This window comes from Streptomyces sp. JNUCC 63 (assembly GCF_054366325.1).
Map to the genome: position 1 here is coordinate 6640584 of NZ_CM135963.1, position 13764 is coordinate 6654347.

Below are 13764 nucleotides of genomic sequence, written 5' to 3' on the forward strand. Positions count from 1 at the left end.
GCAGCGACATGGGTCCCGTAACCGCCGGCGTGCTCCAACTCCTCGCGCTCGTGGCCGCACTGGCGCTCGCCTACGTACCGCTGGGCGACTACATGGCCGGCGTCTACACCTCCCGACGCCACTGGCGCGTCGAGAGGTGGGCCTACAAGGCCGTCGGCGCCGATCCGGACGCACAGATGCGCTGGCCCGCGTACATGCGCGCTGTGCTCGCCTTCTCCGTGGCCGGTGTCCTCCTCCTGTACCTGCTCCAGCGGATCCAGGGCATCCTGCCGCTCTCGCTCGGCTTCCGTTCCGTCGGCCCCGCCCAGGCGTTCAACACCGCCGCGTCGTTCGTGACGAACACCGACTGGCAGTCGTACTACGGCGAGCAGACCATGGGGCACGTCGTACAGACCGCGGGCCTGGCCGTACAGAACTTCGTCTCCGCGGCCGTCGGCATCGCTGTCGCCGTCGCCCTGGTGCGCGGCTTCGCCCGATCCCGGACCGGGGAGCTGGGCAACTTCTGGACCGACCTGGTGCGCGGCACCGTACGCATCCTCCTCCCGCTGGCCGCCGCGGCCGCGATCGTGCTCGTGGCCTGCGGAGCGATCCAGAACTTCTCCGGCATCCACGAGGTGGGACAGTTCATGGGCGGCTCGCAGCAGTGGAACGGCGGCGCGGTCGCCTCCCAGGAGGCCATCAAGGAACTCGGCACCAACGGCGGCGGCTACTTCAACGCCAACAGCGCCCACCCCTTCGAAAACCCGACGCCGTTCACCAACCTCTTCGAGATCTTCCTGATCCTGGTGATCCCGTTCTCCCTGACCCGCACCTTCGGCGTCATGGTCGGCTCGGTCCGGCAGGGGTGTGCGATCCTCGCGGCCATGGCCACCATCTGGGTCGGCTTCGTCGCCCTGATGATGTGGACCGAGTTCGCCCACCACGAAGGCGCCCTGCGGATCGCGGGCGCCGCCATGGAGGGCAAGGAGGTCCGCTTCGGCGTCGGCGCCTCCTCGATCTTCGCGGTGTCGACCACGCTCACCTCCACCGGGGCGGTCGACTCCTTCCACTCGTCGTTCACCGGGTTCGGCGGCGGGATCACGATGCTCGGCATGATGCTGGGCGAGATCGCGCCCGGCGGTGTCGGCTCCGGTCTCTACGGCATCCTGATCATGGCCGTGATCGCGGTGTTCATCGCGGGTCTGATGGTCGGGCGCACACCCGAGTACCTGGGCAAGAAGATCGGCTCCCGCGAGATCAAGCTGGCGGCCGTGTACATCCTGATCACCCCGGCGCTCGTGCTGGTCTTCACCGCCTTCGCGATGGCCCTGCCGACCCCGCCGCACTCGGCGCTCAACCCGGGCGCGCACGGATTCTCCGAAGTGCTCTACGCCTACACGTCCGCCGCGAACAACAACGGCTCGGCCTTCGCCGGTCTGAACGCGAACACCGACTGGTTCAACACCACGACCGGGCTCGCCATGCTGCTCGGCCGGTTCCTGCCCATGGTGTTCGTCCTCGCCCTGGCCGGCTCCCTGGGCGAGCAGCGGCCGGTACCGGTCACCGCGGGCACCCTGCGCACCGAGAAGCCGCTGTTCACCGGTCTGCTGGTGGGCGCCGTCCTGATCGTCGTCGGGCTGACGTACTTCCCGGCGCTCGCGCTGGGCCCGCTGGCCGAGGGGCTGGCGTGATGACCGCCCCCACACAGAACCACGAGGACTCCATGCCCACAGCCACCGGGGCCCGGGCACCGCACCGCGACGTACCCACCGGGCATCCGCCCGGTCGGGGCCGGGTCGGTGTCGGCCTCTTCGACGCCCGGCAGCTGGTCAGGTCGCTGCCCGACGCCTTCCGCAAGCTCGACCCCCGGGTGATGGTCAAGTCGCCGGTGATGTTCGTGGTGTGGATCGGCTCGATGCTGACCACCGCTTTCTCCGTCACCAGGCCCGGAGACTGGTTCGGCTGGGCGATCAGCGCCTGGCTGTGGCTGACCGTCCTCTTCGCCAACCTCGCCGAGGCGGTCGCCGAGGGCCGCGGCAAGGCGCAGGCGGACACCCTGCGCCGGGCCAGGACCGACACCGTGGCCCACCGGATCGACGGAACCGAGGTGCCCGGTACCGAACTGCGCGTCGGCGACCTCGTGGTGTGCGAGGCGGGTGACGTCATACCCGGCGACGGGGACGTCGTCGAGGGCGTCGCCTCGGTCGACGAGTCGGCCATCACCGGGGAGTCGGCGCCGGTGATCCGCGAGTCCGGCGGCGACCGGTCGGCGGTGACCGGCGGCACCAGGGTGCTGTCGGACCGTATCGTCATCAAGATCACCACCAGGCCCGGCGAGACCTTCATCGACCGGATGATCGGTCTCGTCGAGGGCGCCGCCCGGCAGAAGACGCCCAACGAGATCGCGCTGAACATCCTGCTCGCCTCGCTGACGATCGTCTTCCTCCTCGCCTGCGCCACGCTGCCGCCGTTCGCGGACCACGCCGGCACGCACCTGACCATGGTGGTGCTGGTCGCGCTGCTGGTCTGCCTCATCCCGACCACGATCGGCGCGCTGCTGTCCGCCATCGGCATCGCGGGCATGGACCGGCTGGTGCAGCGCAATGTCCTGGCGATGTCGGGGCGGGCGGTGGAGGCCGCGGGCGATGTGTCGACGCTGCTGCTGGACAAGACCGGCACCATCACCCTGGGCAACCGCCGCGCCGCGGAGTTCGTCCCGGTGAGCGGTGCCACCGCCGCCGAGCTGGTGGACGCCGCGCAGCTCTCCTCGCTGGCCGACGAGACGCCCGAGGGCCGCTCCGTCGTGGTGCTGGCCAAGGAGAAGTACGGGCTGCGCGAACGGCACCAGGGCGAGCTCGCGGGCGCCGAGTGGATCGCGTTCACCGCGCAGACCCGGATGTCCGGTGTGGACGTGGACGGCCGCAGCATCCGCAAGGGCGCCGCGGGGTCCGTGATCGCCTGGGTGGGGGAGCGCGGCGGACAGGTCGCCGAGGACGCGGAGCGCCTGTGCGAGAAGATCGCCGCGGCGGGCGGCACGCCGCTGCTGGTCGCGGTCGAGGACGTGGACGGCGCCCGCGTGCTGGGTGTCGTCCACCTCAAGGACGTGGTCAAGGACGGCATGCGGGAACGCTTCGACGAGCTGCGCCGCATGGGCATCAAGACCTTCATGATCACGGGCGACAACCCGCTGACCGCCCGGGCGATCGCCGACGAGGCCGGCGTCGACGACTTCCTCGCCGAGGCCACGCCCGAGGACAAGATGGCCCTGATCAGGAACGAGCAGAGCGGCGGCAAGCTGGTCGCGATGACCGGGGACGGCACCAACGACGCGCCCGCGCTGGCCCAGGCCGACGTCGGCGTGGCGATGAACACCGGTACCTCGGCCGCCAAGGAGGCCGGCAACATGGTCGACCTCGACTCCGACCCGACCAAGCTGATCGAGGTCGTCGAGATCGGCAAGCAGCTCCTGATCACCCGCGGAGCGCTCACCACGTTCTCCATCGCCAACGACGTGGCCAAGTACTTCGCGATCATCCCGGCGATGTTCGCGGCGGTCCACCCGGGCCTGGACAGGCTGAACATCATGCAGCTGTCCTCGCCGAGTTCGGCGATCCTGTCCGCGGTCGTCTTCAACGCGCTGATCATCATCGCGCTGGTGCCGCTCGCCCTGCGCGGCGTGCGCTACCGGCCGACGAGCGCGGACCGGATGCTCCGCCGCAACCTCGCGGTCTACGGACTCGGCGGCCTCGTCGCGCCCTTCATCGGCATCAAGCTCATCGACCTGCTCCTCTCCCTGATTCCCGGGATCGGGTGACGCACATGAACAACTCCCTTGTGAACACCGGCCGTCTGCTGACGGCGGGCCTGCGGGCGCTGCTCGTGCTGACCCTGCTCACCGGCGTGATCTATCCGCTCGCCGTCACGGGCGTGGCCCAGGCACTCTTCGGGCACCGGGCGAACGGCTCGGAGATCAGGGCGGACGGCAGGGTCGTGGGCTCCTCGCTGATCGGCCAACAGGGCTACGGCCTCGACTACTTCCAGCCGCGCCCGGCGGCCGGGCTCGGCACGAACACCGTGAACACCCGGTACAAGCTGGTCCTTTCCGGGGCCACCAACCTCGCCGCCGACAACCCGAAGCTGGTCAAGGCGGTCGAGCGGGCCCGGGCCGAGGTGGTGAAGGTCAACTCCACGCCCGACCACAAGGTGAGGCCCTCCCAGGTGCCGGCCGACGCCGTGACCTCCTCGGGTTCCGGCCTCGACCCGGACATCTCCCCGGCGTACGCGCGTCTCCAGGTCCACCGGGTCGCCGAGCGCAACCACCTGCCGGTCGCCCGGGTCGAGCAGCTGGTGCGGGAACACACCGAGGGCCGCACCCTCGGATTCATCGGCGAGCCGCGTGTCGACGTCCTCCAACTCAACCTCGCACTCAGGAAATTGGCCACGGGCCACTGACGGCGGCCGGCGTCCGCGCTCCCTTGTCCCCGCCCGGAGCCGCGCCTACAGTGCGACTCCGTAAGCTTCGCCTTTCACGGCGAAAGTTTCGAGAAGCCTCGGCGAAGGGACTTCACGCCCGTGCGGACGTATGACAACCCCGTGATCGGTGGCTTCCATCCCGACCCCAGCGTGTGCCGGGTGGGCGAGGACTACTACCTGGTGTGCTCCAGCTTCGAGTACTTTCCCGGAGTCCCGCTGTTCCACAGCCGAGACCTGGTCGACTGGCGGCAGATCGGCAACGTCCTGGACCGGCCGGGGCAGTTGGCCCTGCCGGACGACCTCCCGGCCTCCGCCGGCATCTACGCGCCGACGATCCGCCACCACGACGGCCGCTTCCACGTGATCACCACCAGTGTCGGCGGCGGGGGCACCTTCCTGGTCGGCGCCGAACGCCCCGAGGGCCCGTGGTCCGACCCGGTCTGGATCGACCTGCCCGGGATCGACCCCGACCTGGCCTGGGACGACGACGGAAACTGCTGGTGTGCCCTGGCCGGAGTGGGGTTGGCCCGCATCGACCCGGCTACCGGCAAGGTGCTGGAGGGGCCGCTGCCGGTGTGGTCCGGGACCGGGATGCAGCACCCCGAGGCACCGCACCTGTACCGGATCGGCGACTGGTGGTACCTGATGCTGGCCGAGGGCGGCACCGGGCACGGCCACAGCGTCTCGATCGCCCGCTCCCGTTCCCCGCGCGGGCCCTACGAACCGGCGCCGCACAACCCGGTCCTGTCCCACCGCAGCACCGATCTGCCCATTCAGTGCACCGGCCACGGCGACCTGGTCCAAGGGGCTGACGGCACCTGGTGGATGGTGCTGCTCGGCACCCGTCCCCGGGGCTGGTTCCCGGGGTTCCACGTACTCGGCCGGGAGACCTTCCTGACCCCGGTGGAGTGGGTGGACGGGTGGCCGCGGGTCGGCCCGGTGCGCGAACGGCACCCGGCGTCCGCGGCCCGGCGCCCCCTGCCCCCGCCGTCCGGGCGGGACGACTTCGACGCGCCCGCCCTGGCACCGTACTGGATCTCCCCGCGCAGCAGGCCGGACGGCTCCTGGTCGCTGACCCGGCGCCCCGGGTGGCTGACGCTGACCGCGACCGGCGACAGTCTCGACCGGCCCGGCCACACCTTCGTCGGACGCCGGCAGCAGCACCCCGACTGCCGGGTGGCGGCGCGGGTCGAGGCCGGCTCGGGCCGGGCCGGCCTCTCCGTCCGCCTGGACGAGGCGCACCACTACGACCTGGAGGTGGGCGGGGGAGGGGTGAGCGTGGTCGCCCGGATCGGACCGCTGTGCCAGCGGATCGCCCAGCACCCGGCGCCCTCCGGTCCGCTCACCCTCGTCGTGGACGTCCGCACGGACGACGTGCCTCCGCCCACGGCCACGGCCCCGGACCGGTCGGCACCCGGCGTGAGGTCGGCCGGCCCCGACGCGATCGCCTTCTCGTTCGAGGGCCCCGAGGGGGCCGTACGGCTGGCCGAACTCGACGGGCGCTACCTGTCCACCCAGGTCGCCGCGGGGTTCACCGGCCGTGTGATCGGGATGTACGTCACCGAGGGCAGCGCGGCGTTCGATTGGTTCGACTACCGCCTGCCGTAAGTGATCTGCGGGCGGTTCACCGGAACCGCCCGGGGCGTTCAGGCGGCGGTCACCACCCGGTCGGTGCCCAGCGGGCGGTGCGGGGCGATGATCTGGCCGTTCGGCAGGAGCTCACCGGTGTCCTCGAAGAGCAGAACGCCGTTGCACAGCAGGCTCCAGCCCTGCTCCGGGTGGTGCGCCACGAGACGGGCGGACTCCCGGTCGGCGGAGTCGGCTGAGGGGCACGGTGGCTGGTGCTGGCACATGGATGGGATCTTTCGCTCTGTCGTGTGGTCCGTGTCGGCTGACGTGTGCGTCGTGCGGCTGGTGGCATCCGCCATGGCCGCCTCCCCCGTTCGATGAGTCGGTCGGAAACCAGTGTTCCCCCGCGGGCGTGATTCCGCAGGGATTTCGCGGCACCGCTTCTCACGGGTTGGAGACGCGTCACACGGGCGAGCGGTTCATCCCAACGGCACTGTCACTTCGGGTGGTTCGCGGTGGCCGGATGGGGCTAGTCCGATGGCACCCCCTCTTTTCCGGGGTGAACGGCGTCGTACCCCGCCTCCGGGAAATCCGGCAGCGGGGTACGAGGGTGATCGAAGGGCGGGATGTCAGGCCGGGGAGCTCATGAGCCGGGCGGGAGCCACCCGATGGGTGAGGACCGGCAGCAGGTCGGCGACCCGGTGCGGCCGGTGGGCGGCTATCCCGGGCGGGGCCGGCGCGAGCGGTACGAGCAGGTCGGCGGGGGCGGGGTGGCCGGTGGCACCGTCGTCGGAGATGTCGCCGTGCAGCCACAGGGTGAGCATGTACAGGCTGGGCATGGACAGCAGGCGCGGCTGGTACGGCTGGGTCACGGTCTCCGCCTGGCGCAGCGCGCGCTCGGTGGAGGTGACGTAGGGGCCCTCGAAGAAGTGCGAGAAGGCCCAGCCGTCGGGAGTCAGCATGGTCTCGGCCGCGGCCACCGCGTGGTCGCCGCAGCGGATCAGGAAGCGCCACCCGGCCAGCCTGGTCGCGGAGACCCCTTCGGGGGTGATCCGGTCCAGGACGTGCACGGGCAGCGGAAGCTCGGGGGTGGCGGGCTGCTGGGCGGCGCGAAGGGCGGAAGTCGGAGCCTCGCGGACCGCGGTGGGGGAACCGAGTGCCGTGAGGACGGAGCGCAGGGCGGGCGCGGGAGCCGGGGGGAAATGCAGCGGCATGGTGGGTCGCCTCTCATTGGACAGGCACGGTGGCGCGAGGGCCGGGCGGGGGCGGACGGCGCTGTCAGCTCTCGGGGCAGGAGGAGGCCGAGCCGGGCTTGATGAAGAACGAGGGGTACGGGACGCGCGGCCTGCCGCACACGCTCCTGACAGGGTTCAGGGCTGTGGGCATCAACCTTCTGCTGTGGTGCAGAGTTTATACGGCAAATGTTCAGACGGTGTTTCGCCTAGCTGTTTCCGACGTGAACTGCAAGAGTCTATTCAGTCGGAGATTTGCGGGAATCATCCCGACTCCGAGTGAGCCGCACCGCGATGACCTCGGGTTGTGCCCGTACGGCGGTCGGCCCGATGTCGTCGGCGTTTTTCACGAGTTTCCTGGGGTACCCGAATCTGCTGGGTGCCTCATGCCGCGTGAATGTGCCTCCGGTCACATGAATCCAGAGTAGCCGGTGCGGTGTGCAAGCGGGACGTTATCGATCGCGTCGGCGGGGCATCATCCCACCTGACCGGGACCCCGGCGGCCGATCTTCGGCCCGCCCTGCGAGGAGGGATGCTGCGATGGGGGAGAAGGTCGTGGCCGGCCAGTTCGACCTGTCCGATCGCAACCGCTACCGCGACAAGCTCCGACGGTGCCTGAAGGGGCTGGAGCGACTGCTGGAGGAGGAGCGGTTCGACCGGCCCAAGAACCTCATGGGGGTGGAGATCGAATTGAATCTGGTCGGCCCCGACGGCATGCCGAGAATGCTGAATGCGCAAGTTCTCGAGCGGATCGCCAGCCGTGACTTCCAAACAGAACTCGCCATGTTCAACCTGGAAGTCAACATCGCCCCCCATCGATTGGGCGGCCGGGTATTCGACCGGCTCGCCGAGGAGATCAGGACGTCGCTGGCATATGCCGACCGAAAAGCCGGAGAGGTGGACGCCTCCATAGCGATGATCGGAATTCTGCCCACCCTCGGCAGGGACGACCTGGTCTCCTCCAACCTCTCCGACGTCGACCGCTACACGCTGCTGAACGACCAGATCGTGGCGGCCCGCGGCGAGGACTTCACCCTCGACATCGACGGTGTGGAGCACCTGACCTGCACCTCGAAGTCCATCGCGCCCGAGGCCGCCTGCACCTCCGTGCAGCTGCACCTGCAGGTCACCCCGGGCCGCTTCGCGGACGTGTGGAACGCCGCGCAGGTGGCCTGTGCCGCGCAGATCGCCATGGGCGCCAACTCGCCCTTCCTGTTCGGACGCGAGCTGTGGCGGGAGTCGCGGCCCCCGCTGTTCCAGCAGTCCACCGACACCCGGCCGCCCGAGCTCCAGGCCCAGGGCGTGCGGCCGCGCACCTGGTTCGGCGAGCGGTGGATCTCCTCGGCGTACGACCTGTTCGAGGAGAACCTGCGCTACTTCCCGGCCCTGCTGCCGATCTGCGACGGCGAGGACCCCCTCGACGTGCTGGACGCCGGCGGCGTGCCGAAACTCGCCGAACTCGTCCTGCACAACGGCACCGTCTACCGCTGGAACCGCCCGGTCTACGACATCGCGGACGGGATGCCGCACCTGCGCGTGGAGAACCGCGTCCTGCCCGCCGGGCCCACCGTCATCGACGTGATCGCCAACGCGGCCTTCTACTACGGCCTCGTCCGCGCGCTCGCCGAGGAGTCCCGGCCGGTGTGGACCCGGCTGTCCTTCGAGGCGGCGGCAGCCAACTTCGACGCCGCGTGCCGGTACGGCATCGGCGCACGGTTCACCTGGCCCCGGCGCGGGCGCCACTCCGGCACGGTGGAGGTCGACGCCGTCCGTCTCGTCCGCGACGAACTGCTGCCGCTCGCCGAGGCCGGCCTGAGCGCCTGGGACGTGGAGCGGGCCGACCGGGACCTGTATCTCGGCGTGATCGAGGAGCGGTGCCGGCTGAGGACCAACGGCGCGGAGTGGCAGGCCGCCACCTTCCACCGGGCGCTGGAGCAGGGGCTGGGCAGGGAGGCCGCCCTGGCCGCCACCACCCGGCGCTACCGCGAGCTGACGAACCTCGGCGAACCGGTGCACACCTGGCAGGTCGGCCTGCCGGAGCCGGTGCCGCTGGGCTGAGCCGCGCCGTCCGGACCAGGGCGTGTCACAGGGGGCCGCCGATGCCCGCGAGGGGCGCATCGGGCAAGCTGTGACGCCCAGGACGGTGTACGGGAGGCGCGTGTGCAGGCGGAGGCGGGGCCGGGGGCCGATTCTTTTCCGGGTGAGCGACCGTCGCGGCGGCTCCTCCGCGACGAGACCCTGCTCGTTCTGGCGCTCTCGCTCGGCGCGAGCGCCGTGTCCGCCCTGATCAGTTTCATCGGCTCGGTCACGAGACCCGGTGGGCTCAAGGACCAGGCCGCCACGCTCAACGCCTCCGCCGCCCCGGGCCGCCCCTGGCTCGACCTCGCCTGGCAGCTGTTCGGGATCGCCACGGCCCTGGTCCCCGTCGCCCTCGTCGCCCACTTCCTGCTGCGCGAGGGACAGAGCCTGCGCGCACTCGGTTTCGACCGCACCCGCCCCTGGCCGGACCTCGGGCGCGGGGCCGTGATCGCCGCAGTCATCGGCAGCACCGGCATCGCCTTCTACCTGGCCGCCCGCGGCTTCGGCTTCAACCTCACCGTGGTGCCCGAGGCGCTGCCCGCCGTGTGGTGGAAGTACCCGGTGCTGATCCTGTCCGCACTGCAGAACGCGATCCTCGAAGAGGTCATCGTCGTCGGCTATCTTCTGCGCCGGCTCGGCCAGTTGGGCTGGACGCCGGGGACCGCGCTGGTGGCCAGTTCCGTACTGCGCGGCTCGTACCACCTCTACCAGGGCGTCGGCGGCTTCGTCGGCAACCTGGTGATGGGCGTGGTCTTCGTCTGGCTGTACCGGCGGTGGGGCCGGGTCGGTCCGCTGGTCGTGGCGCACTCCCTGCTCGACATCGGCGCGTTCGTGGGCTACGCCCTGCTGGCCGGGAAGGTGGGCTGGCTGCCGACGGTGTGAGCGGGAACGCGAGCCGGGAAGGGGCGTACGGGACCGCCGTACGCCCCTTCGCCGTCCACCGGGCTTCGCCGCCTACCGGGCGAGCAGGTCGCCCTCGATGACGGTGACCGCGCGGCCGGTGAGCAGGGTGCGGTCGCCACGCAGGCCGGTGCGGACGAGGCCGGAGCGCGGGGAGGCCTGCAGGCCGGTGAGGTCGGGACGGCCCAGGCGCTCGGACCAGTAGGGGGCCAGGGCGGTGTGGGCGCTGCCGGTGACCGGGTCCTCGTCGATGCCGACGTTCGGGAAGAAGCACCGGGAGACGAAGTCGTACCCGCGGGCGGGGTCCTCGGCGCGGGCGGTGGCGATGACGCCGCGTGCGGAGTAGGCGGCGAGGGCCTTGTGGTCGGGGGCCAGGCCGCGGACCGTTTTCTCGTCGGCGAGCTCCAGCACCAGGTCGCCGACGTTCGGGCCGGTGTCGTAGGCGGTGCGCGGCTCGGCGCCGAGGGCCTCGGCGACTCCGTCGGGGACGTCCGCCGCGGTGAGCGGGGCGGTCGGGAAGTCCAAGGTGATCGCGCCGTCCTCGGCGGGGGTCGCGATGAGCACGCCGCTGCGGGTGGCGAAGCGTACGGGTCCCTCGTGGGCGCCCGTCGTGTGCAGGACGTGGGCGGTGGCGAGCGTGGCGTGGCCGCACATCGCGACCTCGGTGGCGGGCGTGAACCAGCGCAGCGCCCAGTCGGCCTCGCCGCCCTCGGGCAGCCGGTGCGCGAACGCCGTCTCGGCGTGGTTGACCTCCAGCGCCACTTTCTGGAGCCAGTCGTCCTCGGGGAAGGCGTCCAGGAGCAGGACTCCCGCCGGGTTGCCGGCGAAGGGACGGTCGGTGAAGGCGTCGACGATTCGAATCCGCATGCCCCGACGGTACGGGCTCCGGCGCGCGGCGGACCAAGGCCAATGGGCGGTCGGCGGCCATGGCGGAGCGAGAGCACGGTGCGGAAGGGGGTTGTCGAACAAGTGTCACCGATATATCGTCGAGGTATCGCGACAGATCGATGATGGAATGGAGTGGTTGCGATGCGTACTCACGGATTCGAGCGTGGACACCGGCAGGACGGCCGTCGGCACGGTCAGGGCGGCTTCGAGGGACGACGGGCCGCGTTCGGGCCCTTCGGGCCGGGCGGCCACGGCTTCGGGCCGGGTTTCGGCCCCGGCCCCTGGGGCGGACGAGGGCGAGGCGGGCCGCGCGGCAGGGCACGGCGAGGCGACGTGCGGGCATCGATCCTGGCCCTGCTCAAGGACCGTCCCATGCACGGCTACGAGATGATCCAGGAGATCGCCGAGCGCAGCGGCGGCGCGTGGAAGCCCAGCCCCGGCTCGGTCTACCCCACTCTCCAGCTGCTGGAGGACGAGGACCTGATCGTCAGTGAGAGCGAGGGCGGCAAGAAGCTGTTCTCCCTCACGGAGACGGGCCGCGCCGCGGCCGACGAGGGGCCGGACGCGCCCTGGGAAGAGGCCTCGCGCGGTATCGACTGGGAGGCCCTGAGCGAGATCCGGCAGGCCGGCTCCGGTCTGATGGAGGCCTTCGGCCAGGTCTGGAAGACCGGCAGCAAGGAGCAGCGCGAGAAGGCGCTCGCCCTCGTCAACGAGACCCGCAAGAAGCTGTACCTGATCCTCGCCGACGAGGACTGACGGTCATCCGTCGTCCCGGGCAGCCGGGACCCGGCGGCGCCCCGCGGAGCGGTCCGCGGGGCGCCTTCGTGTCCGTGCCGTACCGGTGGAGCCCCTGTGCGGATGCGTCCCGGTCTCATCCGTAAGGAGGAGATTCCGTCGCACGGGTCCGCTTCCCGTGGGATGCGGAAATGCTTCCCGCCGGGGATGACCGGAGCCGGAGAGGCTGATGGGCTGGGAGATGTGCGATCCCGTGTTCCCCGGCAGCCCGCCCCTGGGCAGGATGCCCTCCGCCCGGACGGCGACGTCCGGCTCAGCGCCGAGCTGGCGGCGGTGGTCGCCGGTGCCCGCAGGAGGGCGGTCCGGGACGGGGACCGGCAGATCGACACCGCCCATCTGCTGCACACACTCCTGGAGTTCGACCCCGAGGTGCGCGCGGCCTTCGACGGCGCGCCGCAAATCGCCCGGCTGCTCGGCTACCTCGTACAGCGCAGCATCGGTTACGGCCTGCGCTGGCAGGGCACCGTGGAGGACTCCGGCACCCTGCCCGCGGTGACGGAGGCCGGCGGCCTCTCGCCGGTGGCGTCGGCCGCACTGGAGTACGCCTGCGAGCGCGCCGCCCGGCGCGGCGAGGACCTGGCGCGCGGCGTCGACCTGCTCGCCGCGCTCGTCGCGGTCCCGCGGGCACGCGCCGTCGAAGTGCTCGCCCACGCCGGAATCGACGCGCGGGACCTCGCCGGCCGGCTCGACAACGATGCCAAGGGCTGCCCGGAGGGCTACGCCGTCAGGGGTGGCGGAGGCGGTTGCTGAGCCGGGACGGGCGGGCGTGGCCGCCGGTGCTCCGGTCCAGCCCGTGGGACAGGTGCCACTGGGGGTGACGCTCATGTCGGCGCCTGCCATCATGTGCCGGTGCGTACGTCCCAGATCAGTCAGGGCCGTCCCGGCAAGGGCGTCGGGCTCGGTCTCGCGCTCGTGTCCGCGGTCGCCTTCGGCGGCTCCGGCGTCGCGGCCAAGCCACTGATCGAGGCAGGCCTCGATCCGCTGCACGTGGTGTGGCTGCGCGCTTCCGGCGCCGCCCTCGTCATGCTGCCGCTCGCCGTGCGGCACCGCGCGCTGCTGCGCAGCCGCCCCGCCCTGCTCGCCGGATTCGGCCTGCTGGCCGTGGCGGGCGTCCAGGCCTGCTACTTCGCGGCGCTGTCGCGCATACCCGTCGGGGTCGCCCTGCTCATCGAGTACCTGGCGCCCGCCCTGGTCCTCGGCTGGGTCCGGTTCGTGCAGCGGCGGCCGGTCACCCGGGCCGCGGCGCTCGGTGTGGTCCTCGCGGTCGGCGGACTCGCCTGTGTCGTCGAGGTCTGGTCCGGCCTGGGCTTCGACGTGCTCGGACTGCTGCTGGCGCTCGGCGCGGCCTGCTGCCAGGTCGGCTACTTCGTGCTGTCCGACCAGGGCGGCGACGCGGGAGAGGCGGCCCCGGACCCGCTCGGCGTCATCGCCTACGGCCTGCTCATCGGCGCCGGCGTCCTGACCGTCGTGGCACGTCCCTGGAGCATGGACTGGTCGGTGCTCGCGCACAGCGCGCACATGAACGGCAACGCGGTCCCGGCCATTGGCCTGCTGCTGTGGGTCGTACTGGTCGCCACGGTCCTCGCCTACGTCACCGGAGTGCTCTCCGTGCGGCGGCTCTCGCCCCAGGTGGCAGGGGTGGTGGCGTGCCTGGAGGCGGTCATCGCGACCGTGCTGGCCTGGGTGCTGCTCGGTGAGCACCTCTCGGCACCGCAGGTCGCAGGCGGGGCGGTCGTGCTGCTGGGCGCGTTCATCGCGCAGTCGTCGGCGCCCGCGAAGGGCTCGGCGGAGCCGGTGGCGAGCGGCGGTCCGGAAAGGGAGCTGTCGGCCCGGGGAACGGCGGCCTGAG

At 71.5% G+C, this 13764-nt stretch carries 12 protein-coding genes; 9 read left to right on the forward strand and 3 right to left on the reverse strand.

Features of this window, described 5'->3' with window-relative positions:
- Nucleotides 1–8: 8 nt before the first annotated feature.
- From kdpA to ACX25U_RS30585, 4 genes are all read left to right on the forward strand, one after another.
- Complete coding sequence (kdpA, locus tag ACX25U_RS30570; protein WP_454384785.1) at nucleotides 9–1670, forward strand: potassium-transporting ATPase subunit KdpA; 1662 nt, start codon at nucleotides 9–11, stop codon at nucleotides 1668–1670.
- Nucleotides 1670–3793: a potassium-transporting ATPase subunit KdpB gene (gene kdpB, locus ACX25U_RS30575; RefSeq protein WP_454384786.1), complete on the forward strand. Its 2124-nt coding sequence runs from the start codon at nucleotides 1670–1672 to the stop codon at nucleotides 3791–3793. The genes kdpA and kdpB overlap by 1 nt, the downstream gene beginning before the upstream one ends.
- 5 nt (nucleotides 3794–3798) lie before the next feature.
- Entirely contained in the window at nucleotides 3799–4431 is a 633-nt protein-coding gene (locus ACX25U_RS30580; protein ID WP_454384789.1) for a potassium-transporting ATPase subunit C, read from the forward strand.
- A gap of 120 nt (nucleotides 4432–4551) precedes the next feature.
- Nucleotides 4552–6060 (forward strand): glycoside hydrolase family 43 protein, encoded by a 1509-nt coding sequence (locus ACX25U_RS30585; protein ID WP_454384791.1) that lies wholly within the window; start codon nucleotides 4552–4554, stop codon nucleotides 6058–6060.
- Nucleotides 6061–6098: 38 nt separating this feature from the next.
- On the opposite strand, the gene ACX25U_RS30590 is transcribed toward ACX25U_RS30585, so the two are convergent.
- The gene (locus ACX25U_RS30590; RefSeq protein ID WP_454384793.1) at nucleotides 6099–6305 is read right to left on the reverse strand and encodes a DUF5999 family protein; all 207 of its coding nucleotides are present in this window, start codon (nucleotides 6303–6305) and stop codon (nucleotides 6099–6101) included.
- A gap of 345 nt (nucleotides 6306–6650) precedes the next feature.
- Nucleotides 6651–7235 carry a hypothetical protein gene (locus ACX25U_RS30595; RefSeq protein WP_454384795.1) on the reverse strand — a complete coding sequence of 195 codons (585 nt, stop codon included), beginning with the start codon at nucleotides 7233–7235 and terminating at the stop codon, nucleotides 6651–6653.
- Between the two features lie 558 nt (nucleotides 7236–7793).
- Between ACX25U_RS30595 and ACX25U_RS30600 the strand changes: the two genes are divergently transcribed.
- Both ACX25U_RS30600 and ACX25U_RS30605 read left to right on the forward strand, forming a co-directional pair.
- Complete coding sequence (locus tag ACX25U_RS30600) at nucleotides 7794–9311, forward strand: glutamate--cysteine ligase (protein WP_454384797.1); 1518 nt, start codon at nucleotides 7794–7796, stop codon at nucleotides 9309–9311.
- 102 nt (nucleotides 9312–9413) lie between these two features.
- Entirely contained in the window at nucleotides 9414–10214 is an 801-nt protein-coding gene (locus ACX25U_RS30605) for a CPBP family intramembrane glutamic endopeptidase (RefSeq protein ID WP_454384799.1), read from the forward strand.
- Nucleotides 10215–10286: 72 nt separating this feature from the next.
- On the opposite strand, the gene ACX25U_RS30610 is transcribed toward ACX25U_RS30605, so the two are convergent.
- Nucleotides 10287–11099: a PhzF family phenazine biosynthesis protein gene (locus ACX25U_RS30610; RefSeq protein WP_454384801.1), complete on the reverse strand. Its 813-nt coding sequence runs from the start codon at nucleotides 11097–11099 to the stop codon at nucleotides 10287–10289.
- A gap of 162 nt (nucleotides 11100–11261) precedes the next feature.
- Between ACX25U_RS30610 and ACX25U_RS30615 the strand changes: the two genes are divergently transcribed.
- From ACX25U_RS30615 to ACX25U_RS30625, 3 genes are all read left to right on the forward strand, one after another.
- Entirely contained in the window at nucleotides 11262–11876 is a 615-nt protein-coding gene (locus ACX25U_RS30615; protein ID WP_454384803.1) for a PadR family transcriptional regulator, read from the forward strand.
- A gap of 222 nt (nucleotides 11877–12098) precedes the next feature.
- On the forward strand, nucleotides 12099–12665 hold the full coding sequence (locus ACX25U_RS30620; protein WP_454384805.1) for a Clp protease N-terminal domain-containing protein: 567 nt from the start codon (nucleotides 12099–12101) through the stop codon (nucleotides 12663–12665).
- Between the two features lie 93 nt (nucleotides 12666–12758).
- Nucleotides 12759–13763 carry an EamA family transporter gene (locus ACX25U_RS30625; RefSeq protein ID WP_454384807.1) on the forward strand — a complete coding sequence of 335 codons (1005 nt, stop codon included), beginning with the start codon at nucleotides 12759–12761 and terminating at the stop codon, nucleotides 13761–13763.
- The last annotated feature ends 1 nt before the right edge of the window (nucleotide 13764 follow it).

Excerpts from the sequence above, each read along its gene's own strand:
- kdpA (WP_454384785.1), top strand. The coding sequence starts at position 9 with ATGGGTCCCGTAACCGCCGGCGTGCTCCAACTCCTCGCGCTCGTGGCC.
- kdpB (WP_454384786.1), top strand. The coding sequence starts at position 1,670 with ATGACCGCCCCCACACAGAACCACGAGGACTCCATGCCCACAGCCACC.
- ACX25U_RS30580 (WP_454384789.1), top strand. The coding sequence starts at position 3,799 with ATGAACAACTCCCTTGTGAACACCGGCCGTCTGCTGACGGCGGGCCTG.
- ACX25U_RS30590 (WP_454384793.1), bottom strand. The coding sequence starts at position 6,305 with ATGTGCCAGCACCAGCCACCGTGCCCCTCAGCCGACTCCGCCGACCGG.
- ACX25U_RS30595 (WP_454384795.1), bottom strand. The coding sequence starts at position 7,235 with ATGCCGCTGCATTTCCCCCCGGCTCCCGCGCCCGCCCTGCGCTCCGTC.
- ACX25U_RS30600 (WP_454384797.1), top strand. The coding sequence starts at position 7,794 with ATGGGGGAGAAGGTCGTGGCCGGCCAGTTCGACCTGTCCGATCGCAAC.
- ACX25U_RS30610 (WP_454384801.1), bottom strand. The coding sequence starts at position 11,099 with ATGCGGATTCGAATCGTCGACGCCTTCACCGACCGTCCCTTCGCCGGC.
- ACX25U_RS30615 (WP_454384803.1), top strand. The coding sequence starts at position 11,262 with ATGCGTACTCACGGATTCGAGCGTGGACACCGGCAGGACGGCCGTCGG.